We start from the raw sequence: 19,134 nt of genomic DNA on the forward strand, positions 1-19,134 counted from the left end.
TGCCAGTCCATTTTCCGGGTGCCACTCTCGGCCGTACCGCCACCGGAGCGCCGGGGGACGCCGGGCGGTGCCGCCGGACGGCGGCAGGCGCCGCGCGCCGTGGGCGCCGCGCGGCGGCCGACCCACCCCATCAGGGCAGCATCCAGGAGGACGACGGTCATGGAACGGCAGTTCGACGGCAGGACCGCACTGGTCACGGGTTCGACCTCGGGCATCGGGGCGGAGGTGGCCCGCACCCTGGCCGCGCGCGGCGCGCTGGTCGTGGTCAGCGGGCGCCGCGCGGAACGCGGCGCGGCGGTGGTCGAGGAGATCTCGGCGCGGGGCGGAAAGGCGGTGTTCGTGCCGGCCGACCTCGCGGCGGGCGGTACGGCCGTGCGCGGCCTCGCGGACGCGGCGCTGGCCGCGGCCGGCGGCCGCCTCGACATCCTGGTCAACAACGCGGCGCTGCTGCTCACCCCGAGCCCGACCGCGGAGGTCGACGAGGAGACCCTGGACGCCGCCTACGCGGTCAGCGTGAAGTCCGCGTTCCAGCTCACCGGGGCGCTGGTGCCCGCGATGGCCGCGCGCGGCAGCGGCGCGGTGGTCAACATGGGCTCCGTCACCGGTACCAGCGGGTGGGCGAACTCCGCCCTGTACAGCATGACCAAGGCCGCGGTGCACTCCCTGACCAAGTCCTGGGCGGCCGAGTACGGTCCGCACGGCGTGCGGGTCAACGCGGTCGCGCCGGGCCCCACCGCCACCGAGGAGAACCTCGCCAACGCCGACCAGCTCGCCCCGCTCCTGGCGGGCACCCCCGCCCGCCGGTTCGGCCGCCTGGAGGACGTGGCCGCCGCGGTCGCCTTCCTCGCGGGCGACGAGGCGGCGCACATCCACGGGGCGATCCTGCCGGTGGACGGCGGCTTCACCGCGGTGTGAGCGGCCGCGCCGACCGGGGTCGACGCGGCCGCGGGCCGCGGATGCCGGCCACGGACGGCGCGGGTCGCGGACCGTGGGGACGCGGACGGCGCGGGTCGCGGACGGTTCAGCCCATGGTGAGGCGGACCGGGCGCTCCCCGCCGACCAGGGCGGCCAGCGCGCGGTCGATGTCCGGGCCGACGTACCAGTCGCCGGTGTGGTCGACCGCGTAGACCCGGCCGTCGGGGTCGATGGCCAGCAGCGCGCCGGTCCCGGGTTCCTCGCCCAGCGGGCTGACGGCGGTCTCCAGGGCGCGTCCGAGGTCACCGAAGGTACGGGCCAGGTGCAGGCCGCGCAGCGGGTCCACGACGACGGCCGCGGGCGCGACCTGCCGACCGGGGCCGGAGACCGGCGGGATCCGCAGGCCGCCGAACTCCGCCCACACCTCGACCGCGGCCGGGAAGACCTCGTGCCGGTGGCCGCCGGGCGACAGGTGGCCGCGCAGCCGGTCCGCCCATTCCTCGGCCTGCTTGATGTCCCAGCGGCCCGGCAGCCAGCCGGCCTTGCGCAGTGCGGCGTCCACACCCACCGGGAAGCGGGTGGCGCCCGCCGTGCCCGCGCTCACGCGCGGACCGCGCCGGGATCGAAGGGGCGCACCCCGAAGTGCGCGAGCAGCGGCGCGCAGGAGCGGCACGGCGGCGCGTAGGTGCCGTGCGCGGGGTCGCCGTCCTCGCGTATACGGCGCGCGGTGAGCTTGGCGCCGCGCAGGGCCTTGCGGGCCTCGCCCTGCGTCAGCGGCCGGCGCGAGGCCCGCTTGCCGCGGGACGCCTCCACCGCCGTCAGGTGACGGGAAATGAGCACCGGTTCGGGGCACCGGCCGGTGAACCGCTCGCGCTGGGCGACCGGGAGGGCGTCCAGGAAGTCCTGCACGATCGGGTGGAGCACGGGCGGCTGCTCCCCCTTGGCGCCGGTGCAGGTCAGCACCTCGTCCCGGATGGAGAGGGCGGCCGCGATCGCGGGCAGGATGCCGTCCCGGCGGTGCCGGAGCACCGGGGGCCGCAGGGGGTCGCGGGCGGCACTCCAGCTCAGCCTCGGGTCGGCGGTGTCCGCCGCTGGTAGCCGAGTTGTCATATCCTGCCCCGTTCCGTCGTTCACCCGCCCAAGGCGGCAGCTCCCCCGTATGCCGAATCAGAGTGCCAAACAGGCCATCCGATGGGGAAGCGGAACGCGGTGTGGCGACCTTCCTGTGTGGGCCATGTCACCGTCTTGTGACGTCCCGACCGCACGTCGGACACGCAGCGCGCACATCCGCCGCCAGGCCGTCGCCGTCGACGGGGCGGCGGATACGCGCGGACATGCGCCGCGCACACCGGCGGGGCGCACGGAGAGGAGAGCGCGGGTGGAGGGGGACGTTTCCGGCGGAGGCTCCCGGACCGGGGCTCGCGGGCGGGTCGGGCGCCGGAGCCGGGCGGCACTTCTTCGTGACCGGGTGGTGACCGTGTTGTGAGCAGTGCCATAGGAGGCAGGGCGCGCGCGGTGCCGTAGAGTCGCGCGGCAGCGGGCGGTCGCCCGCGAGGGCCGGGCCGGGACGCACCGGACCGGACGCGGCACGCGGGCAGGGGCGGCGCCGCGGTGCCGGGCCCGTACACGACTCAGGGGTACTCATCGATGCGGATACGCCCACGCCGTCGCCTACTGACCGGTAGCCGCAGGGTGCTGCCCGTGGCCGTGCTGCTGCCAGTGCTCGCGCTCACCGCGGCCTGCGGCGGCGGGAAGAGCAAGGACGACGGCAGCGCGGCGAGCGGGAAGCTGACCGGCTCGGTGATCACCGCCAAGGACGTCGACCACCTCAAGGTGGTGCCCGCGACCAGCGACAGCCAGTTGCTGGGCGCCGAGCAGACCACCGACCCCGCCGCCTGCCAGCCGGTCGCCGACCAGTGGAGCCTGAAGCCGAAGCTCGCCAGGACCGCCTACACCGGCGCCCTGGTCACGGACACCGCGTCCGCCGACGCGGGCGCCAAGACGATCTCGCTGGAGGTCGTGGCGTCCTATCCGGCCGGGCGCGCCGAGCAGGTGCTCGACCAGTTGTCCGCCGCGGTCGCCCACTGCTCCGGGTACAAGGTCACCCGCAGCGGCCGGACCTCGACCTTCGCGGTCAAGAGCGTCAGCCCGTCGGCCGCCGTCGGCGGCACCTTCGGCGACCAGCAGGTGACCTACACCGTCTCCGACCCCGCGCTCGGCTCCTCCGGGGTGGCCCTGGTGACCGTGATCCGGGTCGGCGACTCCACCGCGGCCTTCGAGACGGTGCGGGCCGACCACGGGACCGCGTCGCTGCGGTCGGTGATCGCCGGCAAGCAGGCCGACAAGCTGCGGGCCGCGGCCGGCGGGAAGTGAGGCCGGCGCCCGCGCGGCCGGGGCGGACCGGGCGGCGGTGACCGAGTTGTCCACAGGCCGGAGGACGGGGCCCGCGGGGCTCTTGCCGGACCCCCTAGGCTGTCGTCATCAGCTCAGACGCAGCAGGGGGCAATCGCCATGACCACAGGCCCGCAAGGGCTGGGATCACCTCCCGGACCCGAAGCCGCCGCGCGGACCGCTCCGCCGAACGCGGCCTACGCCGGACAGGTCGTGCATTTTCCCGACCCGATCCGCGCCGCGCGCCACCCGCAGGGCGTGTGGGTGGACGAAGCGGGCCACCCCGACTTCTCGCCCTACGCCCGGGCGGCGGCGGAGATAGCCGAGCCGCCGGAGGGCTTCGGCGTGGACGAGCTGCGGCTGACCGACTACGTCTCGGCCAACGCCGCCCTGCACGCCTCCGGCCACGAACTGTGGGGCAACCTGTCGCCGGTCGCGACCCCGCACGGCTGGACCTGGCACCACGTCCACGGCAGCCGCCGACTGGAGTTGGTGCCGGTCGAGGTCAAGGCGCTGCTGCGGCACCACGGCGGCCTCGCCGGCTCGGTGGCCGACCACGCCAAGCGCGGCACCCGCCCGCTCCAGGAGACCCGCCCCGTGCACTTCGGGCTGCCCAAGGAGGCGGTCGCGGTCACCGAGCAGCAGGTGCGGGACGTGGAGGAGGAGTTGGGGTACCGCCTGCCGGGCTCCTACCGGACCTTCCTCAAGGCGGCCGGCGGCTGCGCCCCCAAGGGCGTCGCCCTCGACCCCGACCTGGGCCTGCTCATCGACCAGCCGTTCTTCACCGTCCGCGACGACGCGGCGGTGAACGACCTGGTGTACGTCAACAAGTGCCTGCGCGACCACCTCACCAAGGACTACCTGGCGATCGGGTACGTCCAGGGCGGCCTCCTCGCGGTCCGGGTGAAGGGCGGGGGCACCGGCTCGGTCTGGTTCCTCGGTTACGACGACGCGCGCGACGGCGACCACTGGGCCACCCCGGCCGAGCGGGTGGCCGACCTGCTGCTGCCCTGCGGTGACTCGCTCGACGCCTTCCTGCTGAGACTGGTCGGCAATCCGCCCGAGTTGGACACGGTCGCGCATCTGATGGTCGACGGCGGCTTCGCCGGTGCCGCGGCCGTGGAGGGGTGAGGCAGCACATGGTCACTTTCGCGCAGGCGCAGGAGCGCGCGGAGCGCTGGGTCAACGCGGACGTCCCCGCGTACGCGGCCCGGGAGGTGCGGGTCCGCGAGTTCGACCTCGGCTTCGTGGTCTGGTCCGAGGCCCGGGAGGACGGCCCGTCCTCCGACGACGGGTCGGTCCGGGTGGTGATCGCCCGGGACAGCGGCGAGGCCACCTTGTGGCCGGCCCTGCCCATCGGCGAACTCATCCGCCGCTACGAGGAGGAGTACGCCCAGGTGCCCGACGACGCAGTGCCCGAGCCGCCCCAGCGAGTCGACCTTGAGGCGACCTCGTTCCTGCTCAGCCCCCCGCAGTGGCTCCAGGACGCCGCCGACAGGATGGGCATCCCGGACCGCCGGCCGTCGGCGGCCGGCGGCGAGCCGGCACCGTCGCCCGCTGCGCCCGGCACTCCCGGCACCGGCACTCCCGGCACCGGCTCTCCCGAGGCGGCCGCTCCCGCTGCCGACGCCCCCGCGGCGGCCGCCGAGCCCCCCGCCTCGTCCGGGGTCCGCATCAACTACCGCCGCCCTGTGGACGGTGACAGCGGGGATGCCGGTTCCGGCTCAGGTTCCGGCTCCGCTCCCGCCGCCGACACGGCGGCTGCCGGCACCTCCGGCTCGCAGGGCCGCATCGACTACCGGCGGCCCGGTGACAGCGGCGACTCCCACCCGGGTACGGCCGACCGCCCCGAGGACCGGCCGGCCGCGGCTGCCGGGTTCCCGGCCGAGGCTCCGGCGGGCGGAGCCGACGCTCCCGCCGCCCCGGGCTCCGGCTCCGGCTCCGGCTCCGGCTCCGGCTCCGGCTCCGGCTCCGGCGGCATCGACTTCAAGCGGCACGACGCGGTGCCCGCGCAGTCCTCGGGCGGCGGCAGTTGGGCCGGGAAGACGGTCAGCGACTCCGGTGAGGGTCAGTCGGTCCCGGTGCCCGAGACCGTGTTCGCCCCGCCGATCACCGACGCGGACCTGCCCGAGGAGAAGCCGGCGGGCGCGGAGGCCAGGACCGAGCTGCTGCCCGGCGGGAGTTCGCTGCCGCGCACCATGCTCGCCCCGCAGCAGGAACCGCCCGCGCCGGTCCGGCCGGGGGTTCCGCACACGATCGGCGGTTCCGCGTACCCACCGCCGGCCGGCCCGTCGGCGCCGCTGCCGCCTCCGTCCGGCGCGTCCGGCCCGGCCGCCCGCCCGGCGAGCCCCGGTGCCGCCGACATCGCGGACCTGGAGACGTCCCGGGCCACCCCGCCCGGAGCGCGCGCCGGCGGTCGACAGCCGGGCGCCGACCAGGCGCCCGGCCAGATCCCGGGCCAGGGCACACCGCCCCCGCCGCCCTACTCCGGCCCCCCGGCCCCCGGCGCAGGCACCCCGCCGCCCTACTCGGGTCCCCCGGCCCCCGGCACGGGAACCCCACCGCCGGCGGCCAACGACCCGCACTACGCGGCCACGATGCTCGCCGGCCCGGGGACGCCCCCGCCCGGCGTGGGCACCCCTCCGCCGCCTCCGCCCGGTGCGGGGACGCCTCCGCCCTACTCGGGTCCCCCGGCCCCCGGCGCGGGCACGCCGCCGCCGGCGGCCAACGACCCGCACTACGCGGCCACCATGCTCGCCGGCCCCACCCTGCCGCCGCCCGGCGCGGGCGCACCGCCTCCCCCGCCGCCCGGCGTGGGCGGACCGCCGCCCGGCATGGGCGCGGGCACCCCGCCCCCCGCGGGCAACGACCCGCACTACGCGGCCACGATGCTCGCCGGCCCCGGCGTGCCGCCGCCCGGCATGGGCACCCCGCCCCCGCCGCCGCCCGGCATGGGCGGACCGGCGATGGGCCCGCCCGCCCCGCCCGGATACGGCTATCCGCAGGGCGGCGCGGTGCCCACGGTCGGCCCCGGCTACATGGCGGTGCTGCGCTACCGCGGCCAGGACGGCAGCGAGCAGCAGCTCATCCGGCGCTCGGCGCCCGGCACCCCGCACCCGGAGTGGCAGATCCTGCACGAGCTGCGCTCGCTGGGCGTCCGCCCCGAGCAGGTGCTCGAACTCCACACCGAGCTGGAGTCCTGCGACCTGCCGGGCGGCTACTGCACCCGGATGATCCGGGAGACCTGGCCACAGGTGCGGATCAGCCACACCGCGCCGTACGGGCGGGACCACGCCGGCCGCCGCCAGGGGGTCCAGCACCTGCTCACCCACCAGGGCGAGCTGCACCAGGTGGCCGGCGCCCCGGCCCGCCCGCAGCCGCAGCGGGTGCCGATGCCCGACCCGCACAGCGTGCTGCGGGTGCCGCCGGTGGGCCTGGACGTGATCGGCCAGGAGGTGGCGGGCGCGTTCGGGCCGCAGGGCGTGTTCCGGTTCGACCAGCGCGCGGTCTCCCGGCAGGGCGTGCCGGACATCGTCGCGCAGACGCTGGTGTGGGCCGGGCTGCCGGTGGACTTCTCGCCGTTCTTCTGGGCGCAGGCCCAGCCGGGCCAGCCGGTGCCCACGCTCGCCGAACTCGCGGCGCAGCGCGGGGTGCAGCCGGCCGCGGACGCGGGGTCGTACCTGGTGATGGGCAACGACTTCGGGCGCCAGCTATGCGTGCAGTACGGCACGGCGCACATCGTCGCGGTGCCGCTGGAGGCGGGGCCGGGCGGGCAGCCGGCGCAGCCGCAGTTCGTCAACTCCAGCCTGCCGGAGTTCGCCCGCTGCCTCGCGCTGCTCGGGCGGATGTGGCGGCTGCGGATCGGGCTGACGCCGGAGCAGGCCGGGCGCTGGACGGTGGACTTCCAGGCCGAGTTGGCCGCGCAGGACCCGGCGGCGATCGCGTCGCCGGACAACTGGTGGTCGGTGCTGGTCGAGCAGATGTGGGACGGGCTGCTGTAAGGGGCCTTGGGCGAAGGGGTCCTTCGAGGACCTGTTCGCGGCTGTTTCGTGCGGGTCGGGTGGAAGCTGCGTCTTCCACCCGGCCCGTCCGTGTTTCCGGGGTAGAAGACCGCACGGGGTGGGAGACCGTCGGAGTGTCGAAGCCCGTACAATTCGGGCATAAGCGATAAATGGGAACACGGGAACGGCCCGACGTCGCGAGGGGCAGTGGCCATGAGCAGTGATACGTCCGCATCGACGCAGACTCCGGCGCGACCGCAGGCGCGGGAGGGGTTCACCCCCGCGCGCGGCCGCGGCTACCGGCCGGACCAGGTGGACCGGTTCCTCGACGAGCTGTCCGAGGACCGCGACGCGGCGTGGGAGCGGGCGGCCCGGCTGACCGTGCTCGCCAACGAGATGGAGGCCGAGTGCACCGCCCTGCGCCGGCAGCTCGAGGCGCTCGGCCCGACCGACTTCGCCCGGCTCGGCGCCGGGGCGCAGGAACTGCTCCAGATGGTCGAGGAGGAGGCCGCGGCGGTGCGCGAACGCGCCGAGGTCGAGGCGCAGTACGCCAGGGACGCCGCCGACACCGCCCGCCGCACCCTCCAGGACGAGGCCCGGGCGGCCGCGTCCGCGCGGCTGGCCGCGGCCGAGGACCAGGCCCAGCAGGTGCTGGACGAGGCGTGCGGGCGCGCCGCGGAGATCCTCGGCACCGCCCGCGCCGAGGCCGACGCCGTCCGGGGAGAGGCCGGCGCCGCGCTCGACGCGGTGCGGCAGCAGGCGGACCGGGACCGCGCCGCCGTCGACGCGGAACAGCGCGAGCGGACGGAGAGCCTGGAGCAGGAACTCGCCGAGCAGCAGGCCGTGGCCGACGGCCGGCTGTCCGGACTGCTCGCCGAGGCGGAGCGCCGGCTGGCACAGGCGCAGAAGGAGCGGGCCGACGCGGAGGTGGCGCTGCGCGAGCAGCAGGCCGAGGCGGACGCGCGGGCCGAGACGCTGATCGCGGAGGCACGCGGCCACGAGGAGCGGGTCCGCCTGGACGCGGAGCGGGTGCTGCGCGAGCACGAGACGCACCGGGACGAGGTGCGGGCGCACCTCGCGCACATCAAGGCCACCCTCGCGGATCTGACCGGGCGCTCCTGACCCTGCGGCCCGCCCCCGACCGCCGGAGCGCCGCGGCTCCACGCGGGTCCTCGGCCACACCGTCGTGGGCACCCCGCTCCCGCCCTCCGGGGCGGCCTGTCCCGGCGGCCCGGGGAGCAACCCGAGGACCAGCCGGGGACCGCCCGCAGGTGGCGGCCCGACCGCGACCGCCCCGCCCCGCGGCACCCCGCCGGCCCAGCGCGCACCGCGTCCCCCCGACCACGGACCGGCGGCCGCGGCCGGCTGAGGGCTGAGGGCTGAGGGCTGAGGGCTGAGCCTGTCATCCCCGGCGGATCAGCGTGCGGCGTCGGATGCGGTGGATCGCAAGGCGGAGGGCCGTCCTCATACCGGGCTGTATACGGACGAGTCCGGCAACGAAGCGAGGCGCCGTAGCTGTCGTCGCACGCCCGTCGGGTGATGCGGGACAGCCCTCAGGGGCCCAGCGCGCCGTTCCCCGCCCCCCTTCGGGGTCGCCCGGGGTCAGGTGGCCGTCGGCACCATCGCGGAGACGCGGAACCCGCCGTCGGGGGTGGGGCCGGCGGCGAAGCCCCCTCCGTGGGCCGTCACCCGCTCCCGCATGCCGGTGAGCCCGTGCCCGCCGCTCGGCAGCGCCGCGGCGACCGCCTCGGCCGGACCGTTGACGATGAGGACGGCCACCTCCGCCTCGCGGTAGGCCAGCCGCACCTGGGCCCTGGCCCCGACCGCGTGCTTGCGCACGTTCGTGAGCGCCTCCTGCACCACGCGGTACACGGTCGCCTCGATCCGCCGCCCGCACGGCCGCTGCTCGCCCTCGACGGCCAGCTCGACCCCCATCCCGGCCGCCCGCGACTCCTGCACGAGCTGCGCGAGTTCCGCCAGGCTCGGGCCCGTGTCGGCCTCGTGCCCGGGCGCGGGCCCGCCGCCCGAAGCGCCCACCGCGCCCGAGGCGCCCGTAGCGCCCGAGGCGGCCGGCCCCGGCAGGTCCACCGCGCCTCCGAGCACCGGCGCGGCCCGTGGCGGCGCCGTCCCCGGCCCGGACGCCGACCGCAGCACCCCGAGCATCTCCCGCAGCTCGGTGAGCGCCTGCCGCCCCATGTCCCCGAGCAGTTCCGCGCTCGCCGACGCCTTCTGCGGGTCCTTCAGCGCCACCGACTTCAGCGCGGCCGCGTGCACCACCATCAGGCTCACCCGGTGCGCGACCACGTCGTGCATCTCCCGGGCGATCCGGGCCCGCTCGGCGGCCCTGGCCCGCTCGGCCCGCTCGGCCGCCTTCTCCGCCAGCAGCTCCAGCTCACGCTCCAGGCCGTCGGCCCGGTCCCGCAGGGTCTCCACCAGCCGGCGGCGGGCGCGGACGTACAGCCCGAACAGCACCGGCGGCACCGTGAGGCCGACGGCGACCAGGATGGAGACGGCCAGCACCAGCGGCAGCCCGAGCCGGCTGCTGGAGTGGCGGACGCTGGACTCGATGCTCACGAAGGCGACGGCCATGGTGCCCACACCGCTCATCGCGGCGAACAGCACCGTCAGCCGGCGCGGCACCTCGGAGGCGGCCAGGGTGTAGAACCCGACCATCGACAGGATCAGGCCGGTCTGCGCGGGGGTGACCGCGATCGCCACCAGCACCACCGCGATCGGCCAGCGCCGGCGCAGCACCAGCATCGCGCCCACCAGCAGCCCGAGCAGCGCGCCCAGCCCGCTGGGGATGCCCACCTTCGTGGTGAACTCGGCGCCCTCGAAGGCCGACTCCAGCGCCGACGCCGCCGCCAGCGACACGTCCAGCGCCACACTGCGCCGTCTCGTCCACCACCACAGGCCGGACCAGGACCGTGCTCCCGCCTCGGCCTCCTCGCCCGGTACGCGCGCCCCCGTCGTACTCATGGCGTCCAGCGTAGGCGGTGCGCGGGCCGCGGGAGCCGGGCCTCCCGGTGTCCGCCTGCTGGGCCGGACGTCTCGCCGCGCGGGCCGCGACCTATCCTGGAGCGGTCGGACAGCGCGGTCCGCGAGTCCCCGTACCCGAATCCGTAGCCACTCGTCTCCCAAGCCGTCGCCCACCCCACTGCACAAGGAGCCGCACCTGTGAGCAGCGCCGACACCCCACCGGACAGCAGCACCGCCCTGCGCGCCGACATCCGACGCCTGGGCGAGCTGCTGGGCGGGACCCTGGTCAGGCAAGAGGGCCAGGAACTCCTCGACCTGGTCGAGAAGGTACGCGCACTGACCCGCAGCGACGGCGAGGCCGCCGCCGCCCTGCTGGGCGAGACCGACCTGGAGACCGCGGCGAAGCTGGTCCGCGCCTTCTCCACCTACTTCCACCTGGCCAACGTCACCGAGCAGGTGCACCGCGGCCGCGACCTGCGCTCCCGCCGGGCCAACGAGGGCAGCCTGCTCGCCCAGACCGCCGACCTGCTCAAGGACGGCGACCCGGAGCACGTGCGCGAGAGCGTGCGCAACCTCAACGTGCGGCCGGTCTTCACCGCGCACCCCACCGAGGCCGCCCGCCGGTCGGTGCTCAACAAGCTGCGCCGGATCGCCGAGCTGCTGGACGCGGCGCCCGTCTCCTCCGGCGACCGGCGGCGCGCGGACCTGCGGCTGGCCGAGAACATCGACCTGCTGTGGCAGACCGACGAGCTGCGGGTGGTCCGGCCGGAGCCGGCCGACGAGGCCCGCAACGCGATCTACTACCTCGACGAGCTGCACGCCGTCGCGGTCGGCGACGTCCTGGAGGACCTGGCGGCGGAGCTGGAGCGGGTCGGGGTGCCGCTGCCGCCGCAGACCCGCCCGCTGACCTTCGGCACCTGGATCGGCGGCGACCGGGACGGCAACCCGAACGTGACGCCCGAGGTGACGTGGGACGTGCTGATCCTCCAGCACGAGCACGGCATCACCGACGCGCTGGAACTGGTCGACTTCCTGCGCGGGGCGCTGTCCAACTCCATCCGCAACTCCGGCGCGAGCCAGGAGCTGCTGGACTCCCTGTCCAACGACCTGGTGGCGCTCCCGGAGATCAGCCCCCGCTACAAGCGGCTGAACGCCGAGGAGCCCTACCGGCTCAAGGCCACCTGCGTCCGGCAGAAGCTCGTCAACACCCGTGAGCGCCTGGCCGCCGGCACCCCGCACGTGCCCGGCCGGGACTACCTGGGCACCACCGAGCTGCTGACGGACCTGCAACTGATCCAGGACTCGCTGCGCGCCCACCGCGGCGGTCTGATCGCCGACGGCCGCACCGACCGTACGATCCGCACCCTCGCCGCGTTCGGCCTCCAGTTGGCCACCATGGACGTGCGCGAGCACGCCGAGGCGCACCACCACGCCCTCGGCCAGCTCTTCGACCGGCTCGGCGAGGAGTCCTGGCGGTACGCCGACATGCCGCGCGACTACCGCCGCAAGCTGCTCGCGAAGGAGCTGCGCTCGCGCCGCCCGCTGGCCCCGAGCCCGGCGCCGCTGGACGCGGCGGGCGCGAAGACCCTGGGCGTCTTCCACACCATCCGCCAGGCGTTCGAGCGGTTCGGGCCGGAGGTCGTGGAGTCGTACATCATCTCCATGTGCCTGGGCTCCGACGACGTCTTCGCCGCCGCGGTGCTGGCCCGCGAGGCCGGGCTGATCGACCTGCACGCCGGGGTCGCCAAGATCGGCATCGTGCCGCTGCTGGAGACCACCGACGAGCTGAAGATCGCCGACAAGCTGCTCGACGAGATGCTCTCCGACCCCTCCTACCGGCGGCTGGTGTCGCTGCGCGGCGACGTGCAGGAGGTCATGCTCGGGTACTCCGACTCCTCGAAGTTCGGCGGCATCACCACCTCGCAGTGGGAGATCCACCGCGCGCAGCGCCGCCTGCGCGACGTCGCGCACCGGCACGGGGTGCGGCTGCGGCTCTTCCACGGCCGCGGCGGCACCGTGGGCCGCGGCGGCGGCCCCTCGCACACCGCGATCCTCGCCCAGCCGTGGGGCACCCTGGAGGGCGAGATCAAGGTGACCGAGCAGGGCGAGGTGATCTCGGACAAGTACCTGATCCCCTCGCTCGCCCGGGAGAACCTCGAACTGACGGTCGCGGCCACCCTCCAGGCGTCGGCGCTGCACACCGCGCCGCGGCAGTCCGACGAGGCGCTGGCCCGCTGGGACTCGGCGATGGAGATCATCTCCGAGGCCGCGCACACCGCCTACCGCGAACTGGTCGAGGACCCGGACCTGCCGCCGTACTTCTTCGCCTCCACCCCGGTCGACCAGCTCGGCGAGCTGCACCTGGGCTCGCGCCCGTCCCGCCGGCCGGACTCCGGGGCGGGCCTGGACGGCCTGCGGGCGATCCCGTGGGTCTTCGGCTGGACCCAGTCCCGGCAGATCGTGCCCGGCTGGTTCGGCGTCGGCTCCGGCCTGAAGGCGGCGCGGGAGGCCGGCCTGGACTCGGTGATCGAGGAGGCCCACGGCCAGTGGCACTTCTTCCGCAACTTCCTGTCCAACGTCGAGATGACGCTGGCCAAGACGGACCTGCGGATCGCCCGCCACTACGTGGACACCCTCGTGCCCGACGAGCTGAAGCACGTCTTCGCCACGATCGAGGCGGAGCACGAGCTGACGGTGCGCGAGGTGCTGCGGATCACCGGCGAGTCCGAGCTGCTCGCCGCGAGCCCGGTGCTGGCGCAGACGTTCCACATCCGCGACCAGTACCTGGACCCGATCTCCTACCTCCAGGTCACCCTGCTCGCCCGCCAGCGCGAGGCGGCCGCCCGTGGTGAGGAGCCGGACCCGCTGCTGGCCCGCGCCCTGCTGCTGACGGTCAACGGCGTGGCCGCGGGGCTGCGCAACACCGGCTGACACGGCGGTGAGGCGGCCCCTGCCCGCGCCGGCCCGGACCGGCGGCGCGGGCATGGGCCGCACGCGTCCGCGGGGAGGGAGCCGCGGACTTCACGTACGGGAACGTCCGTGCGAACGCGCGCGGGACCCGCGGCCGCGGCCGCCGCCGATCGGGGGCGCGCGGGCCGCCGCGGCTCCGCCACCAGCGGCGGCGCCCCTTCCGCGGCGGGCGCCCGTCGGTAGAATCCACCGTGGGAACTTCGGCCAAGGCGGCTCCATTACCCGGCTGAGCCCCTACTCTTTTTCCACGACGCCGGTGGGGGCCGGCGTTCATCAGGGGGCGAGACGCACGGGGTCCGGCGCCCGGGCAGGACGGCGGTCCGAGCCCGGGTGCCGGGCTCCAAGCGAGTCGGACGCCCCGCCGCCACTGGGGGAGCGCCGTGAATCGGGAGTGGTGTCCGTGGGTCGTATCCGGGTCCTCGTCGTCGACGACCATCGCATCTTCGCCGAGTCGCTCGCGGCCGCGCTCGCGGCCGAGCCCGACGTCGACGTGTCCGCCGCCGGCAGCGGCGCCGCGGCGCAGCGCTGCCTGGACCGCGCGGCCGCCGACGGGCGCCGTTACGACGTGCTGCTGGTCGACGCGGACCTCGGCGCGGGGTCGCAGCCGACGGTGACGCTGGCGGCGGTGCCGCCGGCCGTGCCGTCGCAGCCGCGCCCGCTGGAACCGCGCGACCCGGTGCTCGACGGGCTCGCGCTGGTGGAGCGCGTCCGGTCCGCCTATCCGGGCACCCGCACCGTGGTGCTCGCCGAGCGGGACGACCCGGTGCGCGCCGCGCGGGCGCTCCAGGCCGGCGCGTCCGGCTGGGTGGCGAAGGACTGCTCGCTGTCGCGGCTGCTCGCCGTGGTGCGCGGGGTGCTGCGCGACGAGACGCACCTGCCGCCGGCGCTGCTGACCGGGGTGCTGCGGGAACTGACCGCGGCGCGCCGGCACCGTACCGAGAGCGAGCAGTTGGTGGAGTCGCTGACACCGCGCGAGCAGGAGGTGCTGCGCTGCATGGTGGCGGGGCTGGGCCGCAAGGCGGTCGCCGAGCGGCTGTTCCTGTCCCCGCACACCGTCCGCACCCACATGCAGAACGTGCTGGGCAAGCTCGGGGTGCACTCCACGCTCGCGGCGGTGGCGCTGGCCCGGCGGGCCGGGGTGGGGCCGGTGGAACTGCTGCCGTCAGCCGGGGACGTTGTCGAACGGCGCGGTTAGCTGCCGCAGCAGCGCGGCGAGTTCGGTCCGCTGCCGGTCGCTCAGGTCGCCCAGGATGGCGCGTTCCTGCGCGAGCAGCCCGGCCAGCGACTGGTCCGCGCGGTCCCGGCCCTGCGGGGTGAGCCGGACCAGCACGCCGCGCCGGTCGTTGGGGTCGGGCTGCCGCTCCACCAGCCGCTTCTTGGCGAGCCGGTCGATGCGGTTGGTCATGGTGCCGGAGGTGACGAGGGTCTGCGTCAGCAGTTGGCCGGGCGAGAGCTGGTACGGTTCCCCGGCGCGGCGCAGCGCGGTGAGCACGTCGAACTCCCACGGCTCCAGCCCGTGCTCGGCGAAGGCGATCCGCCGGGCCCGGTCCAGGTGCCGCGCGAGGCGGCTGACCCGGCTGAGCACCTCCAGCGGTTCCACGTCGAGGTCGGGGCGCTCTCGGCGCCATGCAGCGACCAGCCGGTCGACCTCGTCCTCCATGGGATCAGTGTAGTAGGTCTGTCGACATGAAGTCTCTTGACATCAAGATATCTCTGGTAGCAGGCTGAAGGTGGAGGGCAGAACCTCGCCCTCCGTCTTCGCCGACTCCGTACCACCCAGGGAGTACGAACGATGCCAGCAGCTCCGACGTGGGACCCGCACCAGTATCTCCGGCACTCCACCCACCGCACCCGCCCCTTCCTCGACCTCCTCCATCGGATCACCGATCTGCCCGGCGGCGACACGCCCCGGATCGCCGACATCGGCTGCGGGCCGGGCAACGTCACGGCGCTGCTCGCCGACCGGTGGCCCGGCGCGCACATCACCGGCTTCGACAGCTCGGCCGACATGCTCGCCACCGCGCGCGAGCACGCCGGACCGACCCGCGGTGGCGGCGAGCTGGACTTCCGGCGCGCCGACGCGGCGGTGTGGACCCCCGAGGAGACGTTCGACCTGATCGTCTCCAACGCCGCGCTCCAGTGGGTGCCCGGGCACGCCGACCGCTTCCCGGCCTGGCTGGAGCACATCGCCCCCGGCGGCGTCCTGGCCTTCCAGGTGCCCGGTAACTTCACCGCCCCCAGCCACGCGCTGCTCGCCGAGCTGTGCGACACGCCGCGCTGGCGCGCCCGGCTGGAGGGCCACGGCCGCCGCTACGTGCACATCCTGTCCCCCGCCGAGTACCTGGAGCGCCTGACCGAGCTGGGCTGCACCGACGTGGACGCCTGGGAGTCCACCTACGTCCAGTTGCTGCACGGCGAGGACCCGGTGCTGGACTGGACCAAGGGCACCGCGCTGCGCCCGGTGCTCACCGCGCTGGAGGGCGACCCGGCCGCCGCCCGGGAGTTCGTCGGGCAGTACCGCGACCTGCTGCGCAAGGCGTACCCGGTCGGGCCGCACGGCACGGTCTTCCCGTTCCGCCGGATCTTCGCGATCGCCCGCACCGCGGCCCTCCCGACGGGCGGCCCCGCATGATCACCGGCCTGGACCATGTGCAGCTCGCCGCGCCGCCGGGCAGTGAGCCGGAGCTGCGCGCCTTCTACACCGGCGTCCTCGGCATGACCGAACTGGCCAAGCCGCCGGTGCTCGCCGGGCGCGGCGGCTGCTGGTTCTCCGCCGGCGGGGCGGTGCTGCACCTGGGCATTGAGGAGGACTTCCGGCCGGCCCGCAAGGCGCACCCCGGCATCCGCGTGGACCGCATCCACGACGTCGCCAAGAGGCTCACGGCCCAGGGCGCGAAGGTCGTGTGGGACTACGACCTGCCCGGCCACCTGCGGTTCCACTCCGAGGACCCGGTCGGCAACCGGCTGGAGTTCCTGGAGCCGACCACCGTCTGACCCCGGTGCGGCCCGCGGCCGGCCGCCCTCAGCACCGACCGCGGCCCCGGCCCGGCCCCGCCGACGCGCGGCTGGGCCGGGCCGCGACCGGGCGCCCCTGGGGCTAGCCGTTGTAGCGGCTCTGCGCCCGTTCGAGCCCTTCGGTGACCAGTTCCTCGACCGCGTCGGCCGCCCGGTCCACGAACCACTCCAGTTCCTTGCGCTCGGTCGCGGAGAAGTCCTTCAGCACGAAGGCCGCCACGTCCATCCGCCCGGGCGGCCGGCCGATCCCGGCCCGCACCCGCAGGTAGTCCGCGCCGAGCGACTTCGTGATCGACTTCAGCCCGTTGTGGCCGTTGTCACCGCCGCCGAGCTTGAGCCGCAGGGTGGGGTAGTCGATGTCCAGTTCGTCGTGCACCGCGATGATGCGGTCGGTCGGCACCTTGTAGAACTCCTTGAGCGCCGTGACCGGCCCGCCGGACAGGTTCATGTACGACATGGGCTTGGCCAGCACCACCCGCGCGCTCGCCGGGCCGGGCGGCCCGATCCGGCCCTCGACGACCTGCGCCTGCGCCTTGTGGGCGCGCTTGAACTTCCCGCCCATCCGCTCGGCGAGCAGGTCGGCCACCATGAAGCCGATGTTGTGCCGGTTGCCGGCGTACTCCGGCCCGGGGTTGCCCAGGCCCACCACCATCCAGGGCCCTGTGCTGTCGCTCATCCGCGTCTCCGAAAACAGTCGCCGTACACCGTAGGAACCGTAAGGGGCGCGCACTCTGGCCGGCGGTCCTTACACACCCCGCGCACCCACCGCACACGCACCGCCGGGTACGACCGCCGCGCCGCGCAAACGGCCGCCGCCGTACCCGGAGGTACGACGGCGGCCGGCGCGATCTGGTTCAGCTCTCGTCCGCGGCGGGCGCCTCGGCGGCGGCCTCGCCCTCACCCTCGCCCTCGGCGGGCTCCTCGGCCTCGGCCTGCGCGGAGACGACCTGGATCACCACGGCGTCCTCCTCGGTGACCAGCGAGGTGCCCTTGGGCAGCGTGACGTCCTTCGCCAGGATGGACGCGCCCGCCTCCAGGCCCTCGACGGAGACCGTGAACGCCTCGGGGATGTGGGTCGCCTCGGCCTCGACCGACAGCGTGTTGAGCACGTGCTCCAGCAGGTTGCCGCCCGGGGCCAGCTCGCCCTCGGTGGCGACCGGCACCTCGACGGTGACCTTCTCGCCGCGCTTCACGGCCAGCAGGTCGACGTGCTCGATGAAGCCCTTCAGCGGGTCGCGCTGCACCGCCTTGGGGATGACCAGCTCGGACCCGCCGTCGATCTGCAGCGAGATCAGCACGTTCGGGGTGCGCAGCGCGAGCAGCAGCTCGTGGCCGGGAACCGTGACGTGCCGCGGGTCGGCGCCGTGGCCGTAGACGACCGCGGGGACCAGGTTGGCGCGGCGCACCCGGCGGGCGGCGCCCTTGCCGAACTCGGTACGCGCCTCGGCGGGGATCTTCACTTCAGCCATGGGAATCGGCTCCTCGTTAAGGGGGGCAGTACGGTCGCCCGGCCGCGACGGGCCGATCCTTCACGAGGAGCGCGCCGATAACGGCGAACGCCGCGGAAACCGGTCCGCCGCGCTCGCCCTCGCCGAGCAACCCCACCAGGGTAACCCGGCCCGGGGGCTGCTCCTCCCGGCGGGCGGCGCAGCCGCCCCGTCCCCGCCCCGCCCCCCCGCGGCCCCCGGCGGACACCGGCGCGGGCGGGACCCCCCGACCCCGGGGAATCCCGCCCGCGCCCGCGACGCCCGGCCGGCCGGCTGCCTAGTGGGAGTCCTCGAAGAGGCTGGTGACCGAGCCGTCCTCGAAGACCTCGCGCACCGCGTTCGCGATGGTCGGCGCCATCGACAGCACCGTGATCTTGTCGAGGTCGGTCTCGGCCGGCGTCGGCAGCGTGTCGGTGAAGACGAACTCGCTGACCTTGGAGTTCTTCAGCCGGTCCGCGGCGGGTCCGGACAGCACCCCGTGGGTGGCGGTGACGATGACGTCCTCCGCACCGTTGGCGAACAGCGCGTCCGCGGCGGCGCAGATGGTGCCGCCGGTGTCGATCATGTCGTCGACCAGCACGCACACCCGGCCCTTGACGTCGCCGACCACCTCGTGGACCTTGACCTGGTTGGCGACGTCGGGGTCCCGGCGCTTGTGCACGATCGCCAGCGGCGCGCCCAGCCGGTCGCACCAGCGGTCGGCGACCCGCACCCGGCCGGCGTCCGGGGAGACCACGGTGAGCTTGGCGCGGTCCACCTTCGCGCCGACGTAGTCCGCCAGCACCGGCAGCGCGACCATGTGGTCCACCGGGCCGTCGAAGAAGCCCTGGATCTGGTCGGTGTGCAGGTCGACGGTGAGGATGCGCTCGGCGCCCGCGGTCTTGAACAGGTCCGCCATCAGCCGGGCCGAGATCGGCTCGCGGCCGCGGTGCTTCTTGTCCTGGCGGGCGTACCCGTAGAACGGCACGATCACGGTGATGCTCCGCGCGGAGGCCCGCTTGAGAGCGTCGACCATGATGAGCTGTTCCATGATCCACTGGTTGATCGGGCTGGTGTGGCTCTGTATCAGGAAGCAGTCGGCGCCGCGGGCCGACTCCTCGAACCGCACGTAGATCTCGCCGTTGGCGAAGTCGAAAGCCCGGGTGGGCACGAGCTCGACACCCAGCTCGACTGCCACCGCCTCCGCCAGATCGGGGTGGGCGCGGCCGGAGAAGAGCATCAGCTTCTTCTCACCGGTCGTCTTGATCCCGGTCACTGCACCGTCTCCTTGGAGTTCGACTGGTGTTCGGCACAGCGCCGCCCGGAGTCGGGCGGGCTGGCGGAATTGTGTGCACCACACACGGTACGCCCCATCCGGCGCACCTGTGCACCTCACG

General features: G+C 75.1%; 16 protein-coding genes. 9 read left to right on the forward strand and 7 right to left on the reverse strand.

The genetic code is table 11. The features are described 5' to 3' along the window. Positions 1-159 precede the first annotated feature (159 nt). Complete coding sequence (locus tag RVR_RS13080; protein WP_202234019.1) at positions 160-915, forward strand: SDR family NAD(P)-dependent oxidoreductase; 756 nt, start codon at positions 160-162, stop codon at positions 913-915. A 106-nt stretch (positions 916-1,021) separates the two neighbouring features. Here RVR_RS13080 and RVR_RS13085 read toward each other — a convergent pair whose 3' ends face one another. Together RVR_RS13085 and RVR_RS13090 are read right to left on the reverse strand one after the other, a co-directional pair. Then, a complete protein-coding gene (locus RVR_RS13085; protein WP_202234020.1) occupies positions 1,022-1,519 on the reverse strand; it encodes an SUKH-3 domain-containing protein in 498 nt (165 codons plus the stop codon). Continuing rightward, positions 1,516-2,025 carry a YwqJ-related putative deaminase gene (locus tag RVR_RS13090; RefSeq protein ID WP_202234021.1) on the reverse strand — a complete coding sequence of 170 codons (510 nt, stop codon included), beginning with the start codon at positions 2,023-2,025 and terminating at the stop codon, positions 1,516-1,518. The genes RVR_RS13085 and RVR_RS13090 overlap by 4 nt, the downstream gene beginning before the upstream one ends. A 591-nt stretch (positions 2,026-2,616) precedes the next feature. On the opposite strand from RVR_RS13090, the gene RVR_RS13095 reads away from it, so the two are divergent. From RVR_RS13095 to RVR_RS13110, 4 genes are all read left to right on the forward strand, one after another. Continuing rightward, complete coding sequence (locus RVR_RS13095; RefSeq protein ID WP_202234022.1) at positions 2,617-3,288, forward strand: hypothetical protein; 672 nt, start codon at positions 2,617-2,619, stop codon at positions 3,286-3,288. 138 nt (positions 3,289-3,426) lie between these two features. Then, positions 3,427-4,437: an SMI1/KNR4 family protein gene (locus RVR_RS13100; RefSeq protein WP_202234023.1), complete on the forward strand. Its 1,011-nt coding sequence runs from the start codon at positions 3,427-3,429 to the stop codon at positions 4,435-4,437. A gap of 8 nt (positions 4,438-4,445) precedes the next feature. Next, a complete protein-coding gene (locus RVR_RS13105; protein ID WP_202234024.1) occupies positions 4,446-7,307 on the forward strand; it encodes an SUKH-4 family immunity protein in 2,862 nt (953 codons plus the stop codon). A 213-nt stretch (positions 7,308-7,520) separates the two neighbouring features. After that, entirely contained in the window at positions 7,521-8,429 is a 909-nt protein-coding gene (locus tag RVR_RS13110) for a DivIVA domain-containing protein (RefSeq protein ID WP_202234025.1), read from the forward strand. Between the two features lie 480 nt (positions 8,430-8,909). On the opposite strand, the gene RVR_RS13115 is transcribed toward RVR_RS13110, so the two are convergent. Further along, the gene (locus tag RVR_RS13115) at positions 8,910-10,286 is read right to left on the reverse strand and encodes a sensor histidine kinase (protein WP_202234026.1); all 1,377 of its coding nucleotides are present in this window, start codon (positions 10,284-10,286) and stop codon (positions 8,910-8,912) included. 198 nt (positions 10,287-10,484) lie between these two features. On the opposite strand from RVR_RS13115, the gene ppc reads away from it, so the two are divergent. Both ppc and RVR_RS13125 read left to right on the forward strand, forming a co-directional pair. Beyond that, positions 10,485-13,217, forward strand: coding sequence for a phosphoenolpyruvate carboxylase (ppc, locus tag RVR_RS13120; RefSeq protein WP_202234027.1), 2,733 nt, complete (start codon positions 10,485-10,487; stop codon positions 13,215-13,217). A 439-nt stretch (positions 13,218-13,656) separates the two neighbouring features. After that, a complete protein-coding gene (locus tag RVR_RS13125; RefSeq protein WP_202234028.1) occupies positions 13,657-14,451 on the forward strand; it encodes a response regulator transcription factor in 795 nt (264 codons plus the stop codon). On the opposite strand, the gene RVR_RS13130 is transcribed toward RVR_RS13125, so the two are convergent. Next, on the reverse strand, positions 14,419-14,916 hold the full coding sequence (locus tag RVR_RS13130; protein ID WP_202234029.1) for a MarR family winged helix-turn-helix transcriptional regulator: 498 nt from the start codon (positions 14,914-14,916) through the stop codon (positions 14,419-14,421). The genes RVR_RS13125 and RVR_RS13130 overlap by 33 nt on opposite strands. 132 nt (positions 14,917-15,048) lie before the next feature. Between RVR_RS13130 and RVR_RS13135 the strand changes: the two genes are divergently transcribed. Both RVR_RS13135 and RVR_RS13140 read left to right on the forward strand, forming a co-directional pair. After that, the gene (locus RVR_RS13135) at positions 15,049-15,888 is read left to right on the forward strand and encodes a trans-aconitate 2-methyltransferase (RefSeq protein WP_202234030.1); all 840 of its coding nucleotides are present in this window, start codon (positions 15,049-15,051) and stop codon (positions 15,886-15,888) included. Then, complete coding sequence (locus RVR_RS13140; protein WP_202234031.1) at positions 15,885-16,250, forward strand: VOC family protein; 366 nt, start codon at positions 15,885-15,887, stop codon at positions 16,248-16,250. Before RVR_RS13135 ends, RVR_RS13140 begins: the two co-directional genes overlap by 4 nt. A 103-nt stretch (positions 16,251-16,353) precedes the next feature. Here RVR_RS13140 and pth read toward each other — a convergent pair whose 3' ends face one another. From pth to RVR_RS13155, 3 genes are all read right to left on the reverse strand, one after another. Next, complete coding sequence (pth, locus tag RVR_RS13145) at positions 16,354-16,947, reverse strand: aminoacyl-tRNA hydrolase (protein WP_202234032.1); 594 nt, start codon at positions 16,945-16,947, stop codon at positions 16,354-16,356. A 178-nt stretch (positions 16,948-17,125) separates the two neighbouring features. Continuing rightward, positions 17,126-17,740: a 50S ribosomal protein L25/general stress protein Ctc gene (locus RVR_RS13150; RefSeq protein WP_202234033.1), complete on the reverse strand. Its 615-nt coding sequence runs from the start codon at positions 17,738-17,740 to the stop codon at positions 17,126-17,128. A gap of 295 nt (positions 17,741-18,035) precedes the next feature. Beyond that, on the reverse strand, positions 18,036-19,013 hold the full coding sequence (locus RVR_RS13155) for a ribose-phosphate diphosphokinase (RefSeq protein WP_202234034.1): 978 nt from the start codon (positions 19,011-19,013) through the stop codon (positions 18,036-18,038). Between the last annotated feature and the right edge of the window lie 121 nt (positions 19,014-19,134).

The organism is Streptomyces sp. SN-593 (assembly GCF_016756395.1).
Taxonomy (GTDB): domain Bacteria; phylum Actinomycetota; class Actinomycetes; order Streptomycetales; family Streptomycetaceae; genus Actinacidiphila; species Actinacidiphila reveromycinica.

What these genes read in the sequence shown, in the direction of transcription:
- RVR_RS13100 (WP_202234023.1), top strand. Translation starts at nt 3,427, where the DNA reads ATGACCACAGGCCCGCAAGGGCTGGGATCACCTCCCGGACCCGAAGCC.
- RVR_RS13105 (WP_202234024.1), top strand. Translation starts at nt 4,446, where the DNA reads ATGGTCACTTTCGCGCAGGCGCAGGAGCGCGCGGAGCGCTGGGTCAAC.
- RVR_RS13130 (WP_202234029.1), bottom strand. Translation starts at nt 14,916, where the DNA reads ATGGAGGACGAGGTCGACCGGCTGGTCGCTGCATGGCGCCGAGAGCGC.
- RVR_RS13135 (WP_202234030.1), top strand. Translation starts at nt 15,049, where the DNA reads ATGCCAGCAGCTCCGACGTGGGACCCGCACCAGTATCTCCGGCACTCC.
- RVR_RS13140 (WP_202234031.1), top strand. Translation starts at nt 15,885, where the DNA reads ATGATCACCGGCCTGGACCATGTGCAGCTCGCCGCGCCGCCGGGCAGT.
- RVR_RS13090 (WP_202234021.1), bottom strand. Translation starts at nt 2,025, where the DNA reads ATGACAACTCGGCTACCAGCGGCGGACACCGCCGACCCGAGGCTGAGC.
- RVR_RS13115 (WP_202234026.1), bottom strand. Translation starts at nt 10,286, where the DNA reads ATGAGTACGACGGGGGCGCGCGTACCGGGCGAGGAGGCCGAGGCGGGA.
- pth (WP_202234032.1), bottom strand. Translation starts at nt 16,947, where the DNA reads ATGAGCGACAGCACAGGGCCCTGGATGGTGGTGGGCCTGGGCAACCCC.
- RVR_RS13150 (WP_202234033.1), bottom strand. Translation starts at nt 17,740, where the DNA reads ATGGCTGAAGTGAAGATCCCCGCCGAGGCGCGTACCGAGTTCGGCAAG.
- RVR_RS13080 (WP_202234019.1), top strand. Translation starts at nt 160, where the DNA reads ATGGAACGGCAGTTCGACGGCAGGACCGCACTGGTCACGGGTTCGACC.
- RVR_RS13110 (WP_202234025.1), top strand. Translation starts at nt 7,521, where the DNA reads ATGAGCAGTGATACGTCCGCATCGACGCAGACTCCGGCGCGACCGCAG.